Genomic DNA, 13,114 nt, shown 5'->3' on the forward strand with positions numbered 1-13,114 from the left:
ACCCTGGATGCGGTGCAGACTTGACAGCGAGGTCACATATCGCGTGGCCTTACCGCCCCGGACCCGGCAGCCCTCTTCCCACGGCAAGCCAGACGGGGAATCGCCGATCCTTCGACCGAATTCGTCATTGAACTCGGTGCCTTCGACGCGTCTATCCATCCGCTGACTGCCGCGGCAAGGCGCCTCTCGACGAAGGACAGTCCATGACAGAGCACTGGCTCACGACATCGGCTCCACCACCCCGCCCGTCACCATGAGCGGCCAGTCCGTGCAGGTCCTCACCCCCGGTGCGAGGAACGGACCACAGCGGGTCGAGGTCATCGCGCAGGCGGTGCTCGCCACCCCTGGCGTGCAGGGGCTGCACGCCGGCAAGGAACACGTCGTCACCTACCTTCCGACGCGCCAGGTGCGGGGCATCCGCGAGGTCGAGTACGGATACGACGTGCACGTGGTGCTGGCCCGGGACTGCCACCTGCTGCTCACGGTGGAGGCCATCCGAGCCGCGGTGCAGGCGCTGGCTCCCGGTCGCGTCGACGTGACCGTCGAGAACGTCACCGCGCGACGTCGGGCGTCGTCCCGATGAGGTGCCCACCGGCGTCTGCTCATGCCTCACGTGAACGCGAGGTGCGCACCTTCGCGTTGCTCCAGCGTACGTCCAGGACGGCCAACACCCGCGTAGCGGAAAGACTGCGGTCGGATGCGATCCAGGAGAACCTCGCGTTGGCGCACGCGATCGCCCGCCGCTACACGGGGCTCGGTGCCGAACTGGAGGATCTGCAGCAGGTCGCGTCGCTGACCCTGGTCATGGCGGTGGCACGCTTCGAACCGTCCCGAGGGTCACCGTTCGCGCCGTACGCCCGGGTCACCATCGACGGGGAGCTGAAGAGATATCTGCGCGACCACGGCTGGGCGGTGCGCCCGCCCCGCAGCCTGCACGACACCTACCACGAGGTGCGGCGTGCGACCCAGGACCTGACCCAGTCTCTTGGCACGACACCGACGGTGGGGGACATCGCCGAGCATCTGCACATCAGCCCCGAGGTCGTGCGTGACGCGCAACGGGTGGGATCGTCCTACACCGCCACCTCGCTCGACGCACTTCTCGGTGTGCACCCGGACTCCCAGCCCGGCGGCCAGCTCAACCTGGGCAGCGTCGGCACTGTCGACGCCCTGCTCACCGCGCTGGTGCTCCGGCAGAGCATCCACGAGCTGCCGCCCCGCGACCGGTTGATCCTGCAGCTGAGGTTCGAGCAGGAGATGACCCAGTTGCAGATCGGGAATTGTCTGGGCATCAGCCAGATGCAGGTCTCGCGCACGCTCGCCGCGATCATCGAGAGGCTGCGGGTGTGCCTGGACGAGGACGCGGAGCGGGTGCCCGCCTAGCGACGCCCGCCGGGATCGACATCGACGGGTGTCCCGACCCAGCGGGCCGCTTCGCCATCGCCGAACGGCGTTGCGCCGTTGAAGGATCCGAGGTGCAGCAGTCGGCCGTCGGCACCCGGCTCTATACGGCCGTGCGCGTCCAGTCCCGCGGCGACCGACGGACTCCGGGTCGCCGCCCGCACCGCGACCGGCACGGACATGCCTGCCTCGACACACCGGCGTACGGCCGCCCGCATGGTGAGAGTGCTGCCCGCCAGCGAGGCATCGCGCGCGAGCCGGGCCGTCCCGTCGGTCACGACGACGGCCTGCCCGCCGAGTTCGTGTCTGCCGTCCGGCAGACCGGCCGCGCTGATCGCATCGGTGACCGCCACGAGCCGGTCGGACGCTGCGAGTGCGGCCATCCGCAGGACGGCGGGGTGCAGGTGGATGCCATCGGCGATCACCTCGCACCACAGCCCCTGATCCAGCGCCGCCCCGACGGGGCCGGGCTCGCGGTGGTGCAGCGGCCGCATGCCGTTGAAGAGGTGTGTGGCGACCGTGGCGCCCGCCTCGATCGCCGGCAGGCACTGCTCGTACGTCGCGTCCGTGTGCCCCAGCGCCACGGTCACGTCCCGACGGCGGGCCGCGCGCACGAGGTCGAGCGCCCCGGGGAGTTCGGGCGCGACGGTGATCATCCGCAACGTGCCGCGGGCGGCGGTGACCAGCCGCTCGAACGCGGCGACGTCGGGCTCCACGAGGTGGGCGGGGTTCTGTGCGCCGCAGCGTGCATGGGAGAGGAACGGTCCCTCCAGGTGCGATCCGTGCACCACCGTGTCGCCGGCCTCGACCACGTCGGCGACGGCTGCCAACTGCCAGCAGAGATCGTCAACGGGGGCGGCCACCAGCGAAGCCAGCATCGACGCGGTGCCGTGCGCCTCGTGGTAGCGAGCCGCGCGACGGATCGACTCCGGATCCCCTGAAGCAAAGTCTCCCCCGGCACCGCCGTGGCAGTGGATGTCGACGAAACCGGGTGCCACCCAGCCGTCCGCGAACTCGAGATCGGCGCGTCCCGACGGTGCGCCGGCGCCCACCGCTCGTACGCGAGCGTCCTGGATCCGCACCCAGCCCTCAGCCCCGTCGGGCACCGCGTCGCCCGCGCCGAGAAGACGCGCCGCATGCAAGAGCAGGTGGGGTCCGATGTCCGAACTCTGCAGCAGGGTGAGGGGGCCGTCAATGCCGGAAACGTATCTGTTGCTCCCGTGACTGGTGTGGCGATATCGTCGATCGCGAATTCACACGGAAATCGTCCATTCGATCAAGGGGACACACATGCAGGGTTTCAAGGACTTCATCATGCGAGGCAATCTCGTCGAACTCGCCGTCGCGTTCGTCATCGCGACGGCCTTCGCCGCGGTGGTGAAGGCACTGGTCGTCGTCATCATGGACATCGTCGGCAAGATCGGCGGATCTCCCAGCTTCTCCAGCTACCAGCCGAGTGGGATCCACGTCGGTGATTTCCTCACCGCGCTGATCGGTTTCCTCATCCTGGCTGCAGTCGTCTACTTCTTCGTGGTCGTGCCCTACAACAAGGCGACCGAGCTGGCCCTGCGCCGCCGTAAGGGCGATGCCGAGATCGAAGACGTTCCGACCGAGCTCGACCTGCTGGTGCAGATCCGCGACGAGCTGCGGGCAGGACCGCGCGCCTGATCCTCGCCGGGTGAATGGGCTGCCGAGCCCTACCGCGCTGCTCGCGCAACCTACGGATAGTGGGACACATCGACCGTGATGTGTCCCACTATCCGTTTCACGACCGGCACCGACGAACGCCTTGATGCGCAATTGCCTCCCACGGAACCGGACGCTTTCCTCGGCGGTGCCGATCCGCTGATTCTGCGCGTTCGACGGCGAGATCACTACGTGCGGGATCGGCCACTCGCTACACCCTCGCCGGGGCGGCGAGGCGTGCCGAGTAGATCGAATATCCGTCGATCCAGCGGGTGATCGCCGTCGCGATCACCGTGGCCACGATCATCGGCACCATCAGCCCGAAGCCGCCGTGCGTGAGTTCGAGCAGCAGCGCCAGCGCCGCAAGGGGGGCCTGCATCCCGGCGCCGACCATCGCGGCCGCACCGATCAGCGCGTACGCGCCGACGGGCGACCCCGGCCACACGTCGCTCCAGAGAATGCCGAGGGCGGCGCCGAGAGCCGCCCCCGTGCTGAGCACCGGAGTGAACAGGCCACCCGAGGCGCCACTGCCCAGACAGAGCAACGTCACGAACGGTTTCAGCACGGCCAACGCAACGAAGAGCGCCAGTGATCCGCCGCCGATGAGGCCGAGGCGGGCGATGTCCGACCCGTTCCCGTAGAGCAGCGGGTAGCGCAGCGCCAGCACACCGAGCACGGCGAACGCCACGAGCGGCGCGATCAGCATCCATCGCCCGGTGACGCGGTAGTGGGACACGATCCCGATCAGCCGCACGTACCCTGCGGCCAGCACGCCCACGACGGGCCCGAGCAGGAGGGCCCAGACCAGCAGCCGCGGGTCGTAGGAGAACTGTGGGATGCCCACGTACGTCGCGTGGTCCGACAGACCGACCCATGCCGTGACGGTCGCCACGCCCGCGCACGCCAGCGCCGGCAGCACGATGGGCAGGTTGACCGCGCCGACCAGCACCTCCGCCGTGAAGAGCGCACCGCCGAGCGGCACGTTGTAGACGCAGGCCAAGCCGGCACCGGCGCCGCAGGCCACCAGCAGGCGAAGTTGCGCCGGGGTCAGCCTGAGCCACCCGGCGACCACGTTGCCCGACACCGCGCCCATCAGCTTGGGCGCGGCCTCGCGGCCGAGCGACGCGCCGAGGCCCACGACGATCTCGGACAGCACGGACGTGCCGGCGCTGCGGCGTACCGACAGGCGCCCTTCACCCGTCCAGAGGACGTCGTCCACCTCGGATTTGCGTCCGGGGGTGAACCGGCGCAGCAGATACCACCCGACCCCGCCGATGACACCGGCGACCAGCAGCGGGGTGAGTCGATGCCAGGGTCCTGCGGCGGCGACCTTGTCCGCGAAGTCCCCGAACCCTCTGGCACCGAACGCGATGCGCGACACGAGCCGCAGCAGGCCCATGAGCAGATCACCGATCAGGCCGGTCAGCACACCGGTGAGGACGATCGCACCCCAGAAGCGCAGGGTCAGGGCCGCGTCGCCGTCGTGGGTGACGTTCGGCTGCATCATCGCTCCGCGGCCCGACGGCAGCCGCCTCTTCAACAGTGGCGGCGGTACCCGCTCGCGTTCACCCGACCTCATCGCCCACTCACCCTAGCCAGGCGAACGGGCCAGGAGGCGACGGCCGAGGCTCTGGTCGACGGCATTGTCGCGGGGCCGCACATCTGATCTAATCACCAGGAATCCTGCTCGTTATCTCAGCTCACTCCCGGAGGCGCCCGTGCCGGATCAGTCGCTGCCCGATCTGCCGTCCTCGCTGGCCGTCACCCGGCACGGGAAGGTCGCCGTGCTGACCCTCAACCGCCCGGAGAAGCGCAACGCCCTGGACGACGCGACGGTGCTCGGCATCGAACGGTTCTTCACCGATCTTCCCGACGACGTCGCGAGCGTGGTCATCGCCGCCGAGGGCGACCACTTCAGCGCGGGCCTGGACCTGTCGGAGATGGCAGAGCGGGACACCATCTCCGGCGTGCGGCACTCGCGAATGTGGCATCGCGCGTTCGAGCTCATCGAGTTCGGTCCCGTGCCGGTGGTGTGCGCCCTGAAGGGAGCGGTCGTGGGCGGAGGCCTCGAACTCGCCGCGGCCGCCCACCTGCGCGTCGCCGAACGCTCGACGTTCTACGCCCTGCCCGAGGGGATGCGCGGCCTGTTCGTCGGCGGCGGAGCATCGGTGCGACTGCCGCGGCTCATCGGCGTGGCCCGGATGGCCGATCTGATGCTCACCGGCCGTCGGTACGACGCGCAGGAGGGTGCCGCGGCCGGACTGTCCCAGTATGTCGTCGACGACGGTGCCGGCCTCGACGAGGCGCTGCGCCTGGCCACCCGGATCGCCGACAACGCACCGCAGAGCAACTACGCCGTCATCCAGGCACTCCCCCGCATCGCCGAATCCGGCCGGCATGAGGGCTATCTCATGGAGGCCATGATGGCCGCCATCGCCCAGGGCACCGACGATGCGAAGGGTCGCATGCAGGAGTTCCTGCAGGGCCGCGGGCCGAAGGTGACCGACCGATGAGCGTGCACACCGGCGACGTGCTGTGGCGCCCGCCGGACGACGTCCTCGACACCAGCGAGGTCGGCCGCTTCCTGACGTGGCTGCATACGCACCGCGCACTCGACCTGAGCGACCACGACGCGCTCTGGCAGTGGTCCGTCGAGGACCTCGACGGTTTCTGGTCCGCGATCTGGGAGTTCTTCGGGATCCACGACCGCGGCACGCGCACGTCCGTCCTCGCGGAACGGGTGATGCCCGGCTCGCGGTGGTTCACCGGGTCGCTGCTCAACTACGCCGAGCACGCGCTGCGCGGCGCCGGGGCCCAGGACTCCGCCGTGGCGATCCACGCTCGGTCCCAGAGCCGCGCCGACCGTGACCTCACCTGGGGCGAGCTGCGCGATGCGGTCGCGCGCGCCGCTCGCGCCCTCACCGACCTGGGCGTCGGTCCCGGCGACCGGGTGGCGGGGTACCTGCCGAACTGCCCGGAAGCCGTGGTCGCCTTTCTGGCGACCGCGGCCCTGGGCGCGGTGTGGTCCAGTTGTGCGATCGAGTTCGGCCCGCGCAGCGTGATCGACCGGTTCGGACAGATCGAACCCGTCGTACTGGTCGTCGCGGGCGGCTACCGCTACGGCACCAAGGACGTCGACCGCGGTGACCAGGTCGCGGCCATCACCGCGGGCCTGCCCACGCTGCGCCATGTGGTCGACATCGAGTACGGCGCATGGCGGGTCGACGGCGCGACCTCCTGGTCGGCAGCACTCGCGGGGGCCGAACCGCTCGATCGGACGACACCGGTGCCCTTCGACCACCCGCTGGTGGTCCTCTTCTCCTCCGGCACCACCGGCCGACCCAAGGCCATCGTGCACGGGCACGGAGGGGTCCTGGTCGAGCACCTGAAGAACCACGCGCTGTCCTGGGACCTGCGTCGCGGTGACGTCATCGCGTGGTACTCCACCACCGCCTGGATGATGTGGAACGCGCTGGTGTCCGGGCTGCTCGTCGGAGCGGGCATCGTGACGATCGACGGCGACCCGGCACACCCCGACCTGACGTGGCAGTGGCGTCTGGCGCAGGAGACCGGGGCCACGCTGATGGGCGCGAGCCCCGGATTCATCATGGCCTGCCGCTCGGCCGGGGTGGACCTGAGCGGACTGGACCTGCGGATCCGGGTCGTCGGCTCCGCGGGTTCGCCGCTGCCTCCCGAGGGCTACGCCTGGATCGGCGAGCAGCTCGGGCCGCGGGTGCAGCTCAACGTCGGCAGCGGAGGCACCGACGTGTGCAGCGGGCTGGTGCAGAACAACCCGCTGCTGCCCGTGCGCGCGGGGGTGATCTCCGGTCGGGCACTGGGTGTCGACGTCCACGCGTACGACGACGCGGGCCTGGAGGTGATCGGCGAGCCGGGCGAGCTCGTGGTGACCTCGCCGATGCCGTCGATGCCCGTGGGGCTGTGGGGCGACGCAGACGGATCGAGGCTCCGGGCAACGTATTTCGAACGCTTCCCCGGTGTGTGGCAGCACGGGGACTGGATCGTCTTCGAGTCCGACGGCAGCTGCGTCGTCACCGGTCGCAGTGACGCCACGCTCAACCGCGGCGGCGTACGGCTCGGCACCGCGGAGTTCTACCGCGTCGTCGAGGAGTTGCCCGGCATCGCCGACAGCCTGGTCGTGCACCTCGAGGATCCCGCAGGCGGCAACGGCGAACTGATCCTCTTCGTCACCACGACCGCCGGCGTCGAGGTGGACGACGCCCTGGTCGACACCCTGCGCGCCGCGCTGCGTACGTCGCTGTCCCCCCGGCACGTACCCGACCGCGTCGTGGGGGTTCGCGCCGTCCCGCGCAACCTCACCGGGAAGAAGCTGGAGCTGCCGGTGAAGCGGATCCTGCAGGGCGCGACCCCGCACGACGTGGTCAGCCGGGACGCGCTCGCGGATCCGGCATCCCTGGACCCGTTCATAGCCCTGGCGGCAGAGGTGAGCGCATGAGCGCCGACCTCTCCCCCGTCGCCGTCATCGGGGCCGGCGCGATCGGCGGCAGCTGGGGCGCGCTCGCGCTGTCCCGCGGGCTCGAGGTGCACGTCGCCGACCCCGCACCGGGCGCCCAGGACGCACTACGCGCGGCGGTGGCCGACCATCTGACCGAGCTCGACTGCACATCGCAGCCGCTCGAAAGGCTGCATTTCCACGCCGACCCCGCCGCCGCGGCCACCGGCGCGGCGTTCGTCATCGAGTGCGGCCCGGAGCGGGTGAAGGTGAAGCGTGAGCTCTTCGCGGCGCTCGACGAGGTCACCGACCCGGGCGTCGTCCTTGCGAGCAGCTCGTCAGGCATCGGCCCGTCCGCCTTCCAGGACGCCTGCCGGCACCCCGAACGCGTGGTCGTCGCACACCCCTTCAACCCGCCCCACCTGGTGCCGCTCGTGGAGGTGGTCGGTGGGCATCTCACCTCCGCGCAGACCGTGGACACCACGATGGCGGCGATGCGCGCATTGGGGCGCAGCCCGGTCCATGTCCGGGCCGAGCTGCCCGGGCACGTCGTGAACCGGCTGCAGGCAGCGCTCTGGCGAGAGGCCTACGACCTCGTCCGCCGTGGCGCGATCTCGGTCGCGGACCTGGACCGTGCGGTGGCCTCCGGTCCGGGTCTGCGGTGGGCGCTGCTCGGCCCCATCGCCACCCAGCACCTGTCCGGCGGCCCGGACGGGCTGGCGCATGTCCTGGAGCATCTCGGACCGCCGATGGTCGACTGGTGGGCCGACCTCGGCGATCCCGAACTGACGCCGGAGCTGACCATGCAACTGGTCTCCGGCGTCACCGAGGAGCTCGGCGGGCGAGAGCCCGAGGTGCGCGCCCGGCGCGATCGCGGGCTGCGAGAGCTGCTCACCACGAAGGAGCGTCTCGGCCTCGACACCGTCGGCGAGGAGACGCCATGAGGGACCAGGGGCTGGGCTCCTGGACCCGGCGGCGCGCCCGGATGACCCCGGACCGGCCCGCGCTGGTCCAGGACGGCCGCGCTACGACCTACGCCGACCTGCACCGGGCGAGCACCCGCCTCGCGCACGGCCTGCGGGAGCGCGGCATCACCCGCGGTGACCGGGTCGCGTTCCTCGGCCTCAACGGCGTGGAGATGGTCCTCTCGATGTTCGCCACCGCGAAGCTCGGCGGCGTCTTCGTGCCGGTGAACACGCGACTGGCCCCGCCCGAACTGGCCTACGTGCTGGGCCACAGCGGCGCGCGGCTGCTGCTGATCGAGGACGCGCTCGCCGCGTCGGCGTCGACCCCGGAGGTCGACGAACTCGCCCTGGACATCGTGACGTTCACGCGCGACGCGGGCGCCGGCCTCGACGTACTGCACGCCCCGGACGACGGGGAGGTCGACGAGCTCATCGCCCTCGACGACCTCTTCATGATCCAGTACACGTCGGGCACCAGTGGTCGCCCGAAGGGGGTGATGCTCACCCACGCGAACGTGGTGTGGAACGTCTACAACCTGCTGGTCGACATCGACCTCGGCAGTGACGAGGTGGCGCTGGTGACCGCCCCGCTCTTCCACACGGCGGCGCTCAACCAGGTGCTCTTCCCGACGATCCTCAAGGGCGGGACGGCGCTGCTGGAGGCCCGCTTCGACCCGGTCGCAGCGGTCGACATCATCGAACGCGAGCGCGTGACGCTGCTCTTCGGGGTGACCTCGATGTACCTCGCGCTCGCGGCGGCACCGCGCTTCCACGCGGCGGACCTGGCCAGCCTGCACCTGGCGCTCAGCGGCGGGGCGCCGATCCCGGAGTCGCTGCTGCACACCTGGCTGGACCGCGGGCTGATGATCGTGCAGGGGTACGGCCTGACGGAGGCCTCACCGGGCGCGACGATGCTGCGGGCGGCGGACGGCGTCCGCAAGCTCGGTACCGCGGGCACCGCGTGCTTCTTCGCCGACGTGCGGGTGGCCGCCGGTGACGAGGACGTGCCTGCGGGCGAACCCGGCGAGGTGCTCGTCAGCGGGCCGAACGTCAGCCCCGGCTACTGGCAGGACCCGCGCGCCACAGAGGCGGCGTTCACCGACGAATGGCTGCACACCGGAGACGTCGCCACCGCGGACGGCGAGGGCTATCTGCGGATCGTGGATCGCATCAAGGACATGTACATCTCCGGCGGTGAGAACGTCTATCCGGCCGAGGTCGAGCAGGCGCTGCACGAGCACCCGCAGATCGCCGAGTGCGCGGTGATCGGAGTGCCGGACGAGAGGTGGGGCGAGGTCGGGCGCGCGTTCGTGGTCACCCGGCCCGGAGCGCACCTGTCGGAGTCCGACGTACTCGCTCATCTGGACGAACGGCTCGCTCGGTACAAGCGGCCCGCGAGCGTCGTCTTCCTGCCCGAACTTCCCCACAACGCCTCCGGAAAACTCATCAAGTCCCGACTCAGAGAGACCACCCGATGACCCGCTACGAGCCCGCCGTCGACCTGGACGCGATCACCGCGCTCGACGTCCACGTGCATGTCGAGTCCGACGACCACGGCCACTTCGCCCTGGACGAGGAACTGCTGGACGCGTCCGCCGCGTACTTCAAGGGCAGCGAGAACCGCACCCCGTCCGTGCAGGACCTGGCCCGGCGTTACCGCAACGCCGGGATGGCGGCCGTCGTCTTCACGGTCGACGCCACCACCGCGACGGGTCACCCCGCGATCTCGAGCGAGGAGATCGCGCAGGCCGCGGCCGACCACGCGGACGTGCTCATCCCGTTCGGCTCCGTCGATCCGCACCAGGGTGCGGCGGCCGTGCAGCGCGCGCGTCACCTGGTGCAGGAGTACGGCGTCCGCGGGTTCAAGTTCCACCCCAGCCTGCAGGCCTTCTCCCCCGACGACCCGGTCTTCCAGCCGCTGTGGGCGGCGCTGGAGGAGCTCGGCGTGCCCGCGCTCTTCCACACCGGACAGAACGGCATCGGCGCCGGCCTGCCGGGAGGACGAGGGATCAAGCTGCGCTACTCCAACCCGCTGCTGCTCGACGACGTGGCCGCTGACTTCCCCGGCCTGACGGTGATCCTGGCGCACCCATCGGTGCCATGGCAGGCCGAGGCCATCTCGATGGCGACCCACAAGGCCAACGTCTATATCGACCTGTCGGGGTGGCGGCCGAAGTACTTCCCGCCCGAGCTGGTGCGCGCCGCCGGCGGGCTGCTGCGCCGCAAGGTGCTCTTCGGCAGCGACTATCCGCTGATCGCGCCCGAGCGGTGGTTGGCCGACTTCGACGACCTCGGGATCGACCCCGCGCACCGGCCCGGCATCCTCAAGGAGAACGCCGCCCACGTCCTGGGTCTGCGCTGACGCTGCCTAGCATGGCGCCCATGAAGAGCGAGCGGGCGCGGGACGACGACGCCGCGCCGCCGATCGCGCGGACGGCGCCTCCGACGCTGCTCTACCTGATGAAGCAGGTCGAGCTGTCGGTGCGCGCCGCACTGGACGACCTCGCCCGCCCCGAGGGTCTGACCGCCCTGCAGTACACCGCGCTCACCGTGCTCGAACGCCATCCCGATCTCACCGCCGCACACCTGGCGCGCCTGTCGTTCGTGACCGCACAGAGCACGGCCGACATGGTGGGCACCCTGCTCGACCGGGACCTGATCGAGCGGCACCGCGACCCCCGCGACCGTCGTCGCCTGGTGATCGCCCTCACTCCCGAGGGCGGACGCGTGCTGGATCGGATGCGGCCGCAGGTCACCGCGCTCGAGGAGCGCATGCTTGCCCGCGCCAGCACCGCGCAGTCGGCCGCGCTGCGGCAGACCCTGGAGCTGTGCCGCCGGGCCCTGCACGAGGACTCCTCCGCCGACTGAGCCCGCGTACGACGTCCGCCGGGCGGTGATTAATTGATCAGGAAACCTGTACATATTGGTCGGCCTTGTGCTTTGCTCTGCCGATGACTACATCCGCAGCATCGGAGCCGCACGGCGGCCTTCCGAGGTTGACGAGCGGCACGCTGCTCGCCTCGGTCTTCGCCTGTTTCGTCGCTCAGATCGGGCTCAGCATCCCCGCGGTCATCAACGGCTACATCAACAAGGACCTGGGCACGACGTCCACCCAGCTGACCTGGGTCTCCGACGCCTTCCTGGTGCCGGTGACCCTCTTCGAGCTGACCTTCGGCGTGGTCGGTGACCTCTTCGGCCGCAAGCGGCTGCTCGCCACGGGCGCGGGCCTCGTGGTCGTCGGTGGGCTCATCGCGTTCTTGACCCCGTCCGGCGGCGTCGGCGTGCTGCTCACCGGACAGGTCATCGCCGGCGTCGGCGCTGCAGCGATCTTCCCCACGTCGGTGGCCATGATCGCGGCCGGGACGCACACCGTGCGCGAACGCGCGCACTCCATCTCGATCTGGGCCGCCGCCCTGACCGCCGGTGGGTTCATGTCCCCCGTCATCGGCGGCGTGCTCGCCCGGATTCACCACTCCGGCAGTCCCGAGGCCAGCTGGCGTTACGCGTTCCTCGCGATGGCGATCCTCGCCGCGCTCAGTCTCGCGACCACCGTGGCACTCGCCCAGAACTCCTCGGCGCCGCAGGGTCGGTCGCTGGACTGGCCCGGCCAGATCACCATCGCGGTCGCGCTGTTCGCGTTGTTGTACGCCGTGATCCAGGGCGCCGAGGACGGCTGGGCAAGCCTCACGGTCATCGGCGGGTTCGTGATCGCCGTGGTGTTCCTCGTGCTCTTCGTGCTCGTCGAGCAGCGGGTCGACAAGCCGCTGCTGCAGCTCGACCTCTTCGCCAACCGGATGTTCACCATCTCCGCCGTCGTGACGGTGCTCGGTATGTTCGCGTACCTCGGCACGGCGTACGACACCAGCATCCGGCTCTCGGCGATCCAGGAGTACACGCCGCTGAAGACCTCGATCGGCTTCGTGCTGCTCAACATCATGGGCGTGATCCTCTTCCCGGTGAGCAGCCGCATGCTGCAGCGGTTCAACCCCGGCTGGGTGCTCGCCGGCGGTATGGCGCTCATCGGTATCGGCGACCTGGTGCTGGCGGCGATCCCGGCCACCAACCTGTCCATCGCCGCGGTCGCGGTGCCCCTGCTGGTCGTCGGTGCGGGCTTCAAGACGGCGGTCACCGCCATCACCGTCGTGGCCGTCAACAGCGTGCCCACCCAGAAGGCCGGGATGGCCAGCGGCGCGACCAGCATGCTGCGCGACTTCGGACTGACCCTCGGTCCGGCGATCATCGGGGCCATCGCCCTGACGAACGCCGCCGACGCGATCGCGTCGAAGGTCGCGTCCTCCCCGTCCCTCGGCAGCGCGCTGCAGCAGTTCAACGCATCGTCCAAGGTGCCACCGCCGGTGAAGGGGGCGGTGAACTCCGGCCCACTGGGCGCGAACGCCATCCCGAATCCGCCGAATCCGCTGAAGGACACCGCCTTCCACGCGTTGTCCCATGCCTACTCGATCGGGTACCTGGTCTGTGGCATCGCGGCGCTCGTCGCGGCGGCGATCGCCGCGGTGATGATCGGCGGACGTCAGCACGAGCACGCGTTCGTCGCGGCGCCGGAGCCCGAGCTGGTCGTGGACTGAGAGAG

At 70.4% G+C, this 13,114-nt stretch carries 12 protein-coding genes; 10 read left to right on the forward strand and 2 right to left on the reverse strand.

Annotation, left to right across the window (positions count from 1 at the left end; genetic code table 11):
- Positions 1–253: 253 nt before the first annotated feature.
- Positions 254–583 (forward strand): hypothetical protein, encoded by a 330-nt coding sequence (locus tag LVQ62_RS14305; RefSeq protein ID WP_179480134.1) that lies wholly within the window; start codon positions 254–256, stop codon positions 581–583.
- A complete protein-coding gene (locus tag LVQ62_RS14310) occupies positions 580–1,383 on the forward strand; it encodes a sigma-70 family RNA polymerase sigma factor (protein ID WP_255696408.1) in 804 nt (267 codons plus the stop codon). The genes LVQ62_RS14305 and LVQ62_RS14310 overlap by 4 nt, the downstream gene beginning before the upstream one ends.
- On the opposite strand, the gene nagA is transcribed toward LVQ62_RS14310, so the two are convergent.
- Complete coding sequence (gene nagA, locus LVQ62_RS14315) at positions 1,380–2,507, reverse strand: N-acetylglucosamine-6-phosphate deacetylase (RefSeq protein ID WP_233762577.1); 1,128 nt, start codon at positions 2,505–2,507, stop codon at positions 1,380–1,382. The genes LVQ62_RS14310 and nagA overlap by 4 nt on opposite strands.
- 184 nt (positions 2,508–2,691) lie before the next feature.
- Between nagA and LVQ62_RS14320 the strand changes: the two genes are divergently transcribed.
- Complete coding sequence (locus LVQ62_RS14320; RefSeq protein WP_233762579.1) at positions 2,692–3,069, forward strand: MscL family protein; 378 nt, start codon at positions 2,692–2,694, stop codon at positions 3,067–3,069.
- Between the two features lie 229 nt (positions 3,070–3,298).
- On the opposite strand, the gene LVQ62_RS14325 is transcribed toward LVQ62_RS14320, so the two are convergent.
- Positions 3,299–4,594, reverse strand: a complete 1,296-nt coding sequence (locus tag LVQ62_RS14325) for a chloride channel protein (RefSeq protein ID WP_233762580.1) — start codon at positions 4,592–4,594, stop codon at positions 3,299–3,301.
- A 211-nt stretch (positions 4,595–4,805) separates the two neighbouring features.
- Between LVQ62_RS14325 and LVQ62_RS14330 the strand changes: the two genes are divergently transcribed.
- From LVQ62_RS14330 to LVQ62_RS14360, 7 genes are all read left to right on the forward strand, one after another.
- Positions 4,806–5,600, forward strand: a complete 795-nt coding sequence (locus tag LVQ62_RS14330; protein WP_233762582.1) for a crotonase/enoyl-CoA hydratase family protein — start codon at positions 4,806–4,808, stop codon at positions 5,598–5,600.
- Positions 5,597–7,561, forward strand: a complete 1,965-nt coding sequence (locus LVQ62_RS14335; RefSeq protein ID WP_233762584.1) for an acetoacetate--CoA ligase — start codon at positions 5,597–5,599, stop codon at positions 7,559–7,561. The genes LVQ62_RS14330 and LVQ62_RS14335 overlap by 4 nt, the downstream gene beginning before the upstream one ends.
- Positions 7,558–8,502 carry a 3-hydroxyacyl-CoA dehydrogenase NAD-binding domain-containing protein gene (locus tag LVQ62_RS14340; RefSeq protein WP_233762586.1) on the forward strand — a complete coding sequence of 315 codons (945 nt, stop codon included), beginning with the start codon at positions 7,558–7,560 and terminating at the stop codon, positions 8,500–8,502. Before LVQ62_RS14335 ends, LVQ62_RS14340 begins: the two co-directional genes overlap by 4 nt.
- The gene (locus tag LVQ62_RS14345) at positions 8,499–10,001 is read left to right on the forward strand and encodes a long-chain fatty acid--CoA ligase (protein WP_233762588.1); all 1,503 of its coding nucleotides are present in this window, start codon (positions 8,499–8,501) and stop codon (positions 9,999–10,001) included. The genes LVQ62_RS14340 and LVQ62_RS14345 overlap by 4 nt, the downstream gene beginning before the upstream one ends.
- Positions 9,998–10,885: an amidohydrolase family protein gene (locus LVQ62_RS14350; RefSeq protein WP_233762590.1), complete on the forward strand. Its 888-nt coding sequence runs from the start codon at positions 9,998–10,000 to the stop codon at positions 10,883–10,885. Before LVQ62_RS14345 ends, LVQ62_RS14350 begins: the two co-directional genes overlap by 4 nt.
- 20 nt (positions 10,886–10,905) lie before the next feature.
- Positions 10,906–11,391 (forward strand): MarR family winged helix-turn-helix transcriptional regulator, encoded by a 486-nt coding sequence (locus tag LVQ62_RS14355; RefSeq protein WP_233762592.1) that lies wholly within the window; start codon positions 10,906–10,908, stop codon positions 11,389–11,391.
- 83 nt (positions 11,392–11,474) lie between these two features.
- A complete protein-coding gene (locus LVQ62_RS14360) occupies positions 11,475–13,109 on the forward strand; it encodes an MFS transporter (RefSeq protein ID WP_233762594.1) in 1,635 nt (544 codons plus the stop codon).
- Positions 13,110–13,114 lie beyond the last annotated feature (5 nt).

It is taken from the genome of Allobranchiibius sp. GilTou73 (genome assembly GCF_021391335.1).
Lineage (GTDB): Bacteria > Actinomycetota > Actinomycetes > Actinomycetales > Dermatophilaceae > Allobranchiibius > Allobranchiibius huperziae.

Bases quoted from the DNA above. Each gene is read 5' to 3' on its own strand.
- LVQ62_RS14305 (WP_179480134.1), top strand. From the start codon at position 254: ATGAGCGGCCAGTCCGTGCAGGTCCTCACCCCCGGTGCGAGGAACGGA.
- LVQ62_RS14310 (WP_255696408.1), top strand. From the start codon at position 580: ATGAGGTGCCCACCGGCGTCTGCTCATGCCTCACGTGAACGCGAGGTG.
- LVQ62_RS14320 (WP_233762579.1), top strand. From the start codon at position 2,692: ATGCAGGGTTTCAAGGACTTCATCATGCGAGGCAATCTCGTCGAACTC.
- LVQ62_RS14325 (WP_233762580.1), bottom strand. From the start codon at position 4,594: ATGATGCAGCCGAACGTCACCCACGACGGCGACGCGGCCCTGACCCTG.
- LVQ62_RS14335 (WP_233762584.1), top strand. From the start codon at position 5,597: ATGAGCGTGCACACCGGCGACGTGCTGTGGCGCCCGCCGGACGACGTC.
- LVQ62_RS14340 (WP_233762586.1), top strand. From the start codon at position 7,558: ATGAGCGCCGACCTCTCCCCCGTCGCCGTCATCGGGGCCGGCGCGATC.
- LVQ62_RS14345 (WP_233762588.1), top strand. From the start codon at position 8,499: ATGAGGGACCAGGGGCTGGGCTCCTGGACCCGGCGGCGCGCCCGGATG.
- LVQ62_RS14350 (WP_233762590.1), top strand. From the start codon at position 9,998: ATGACCCGCTACGAGCCCGCCGTCGACCTGGACGCGATCACCGCGCTC.
- LVQ62_RS14355 (WP_233762592.1), top strand. From the start codon at position 10,906: ATGAAGAGCGAGCGGGCGCGGGACGACGACGCCGCGCCGCCGATCGCG.
- LVQ62_RS14360 (WP_233762594.1), top strand. From the start codon at position 11,475: ATGACTACATCCGCAGCATCGGAGCCGCACGGCGGCCTTCCGAGGTTG.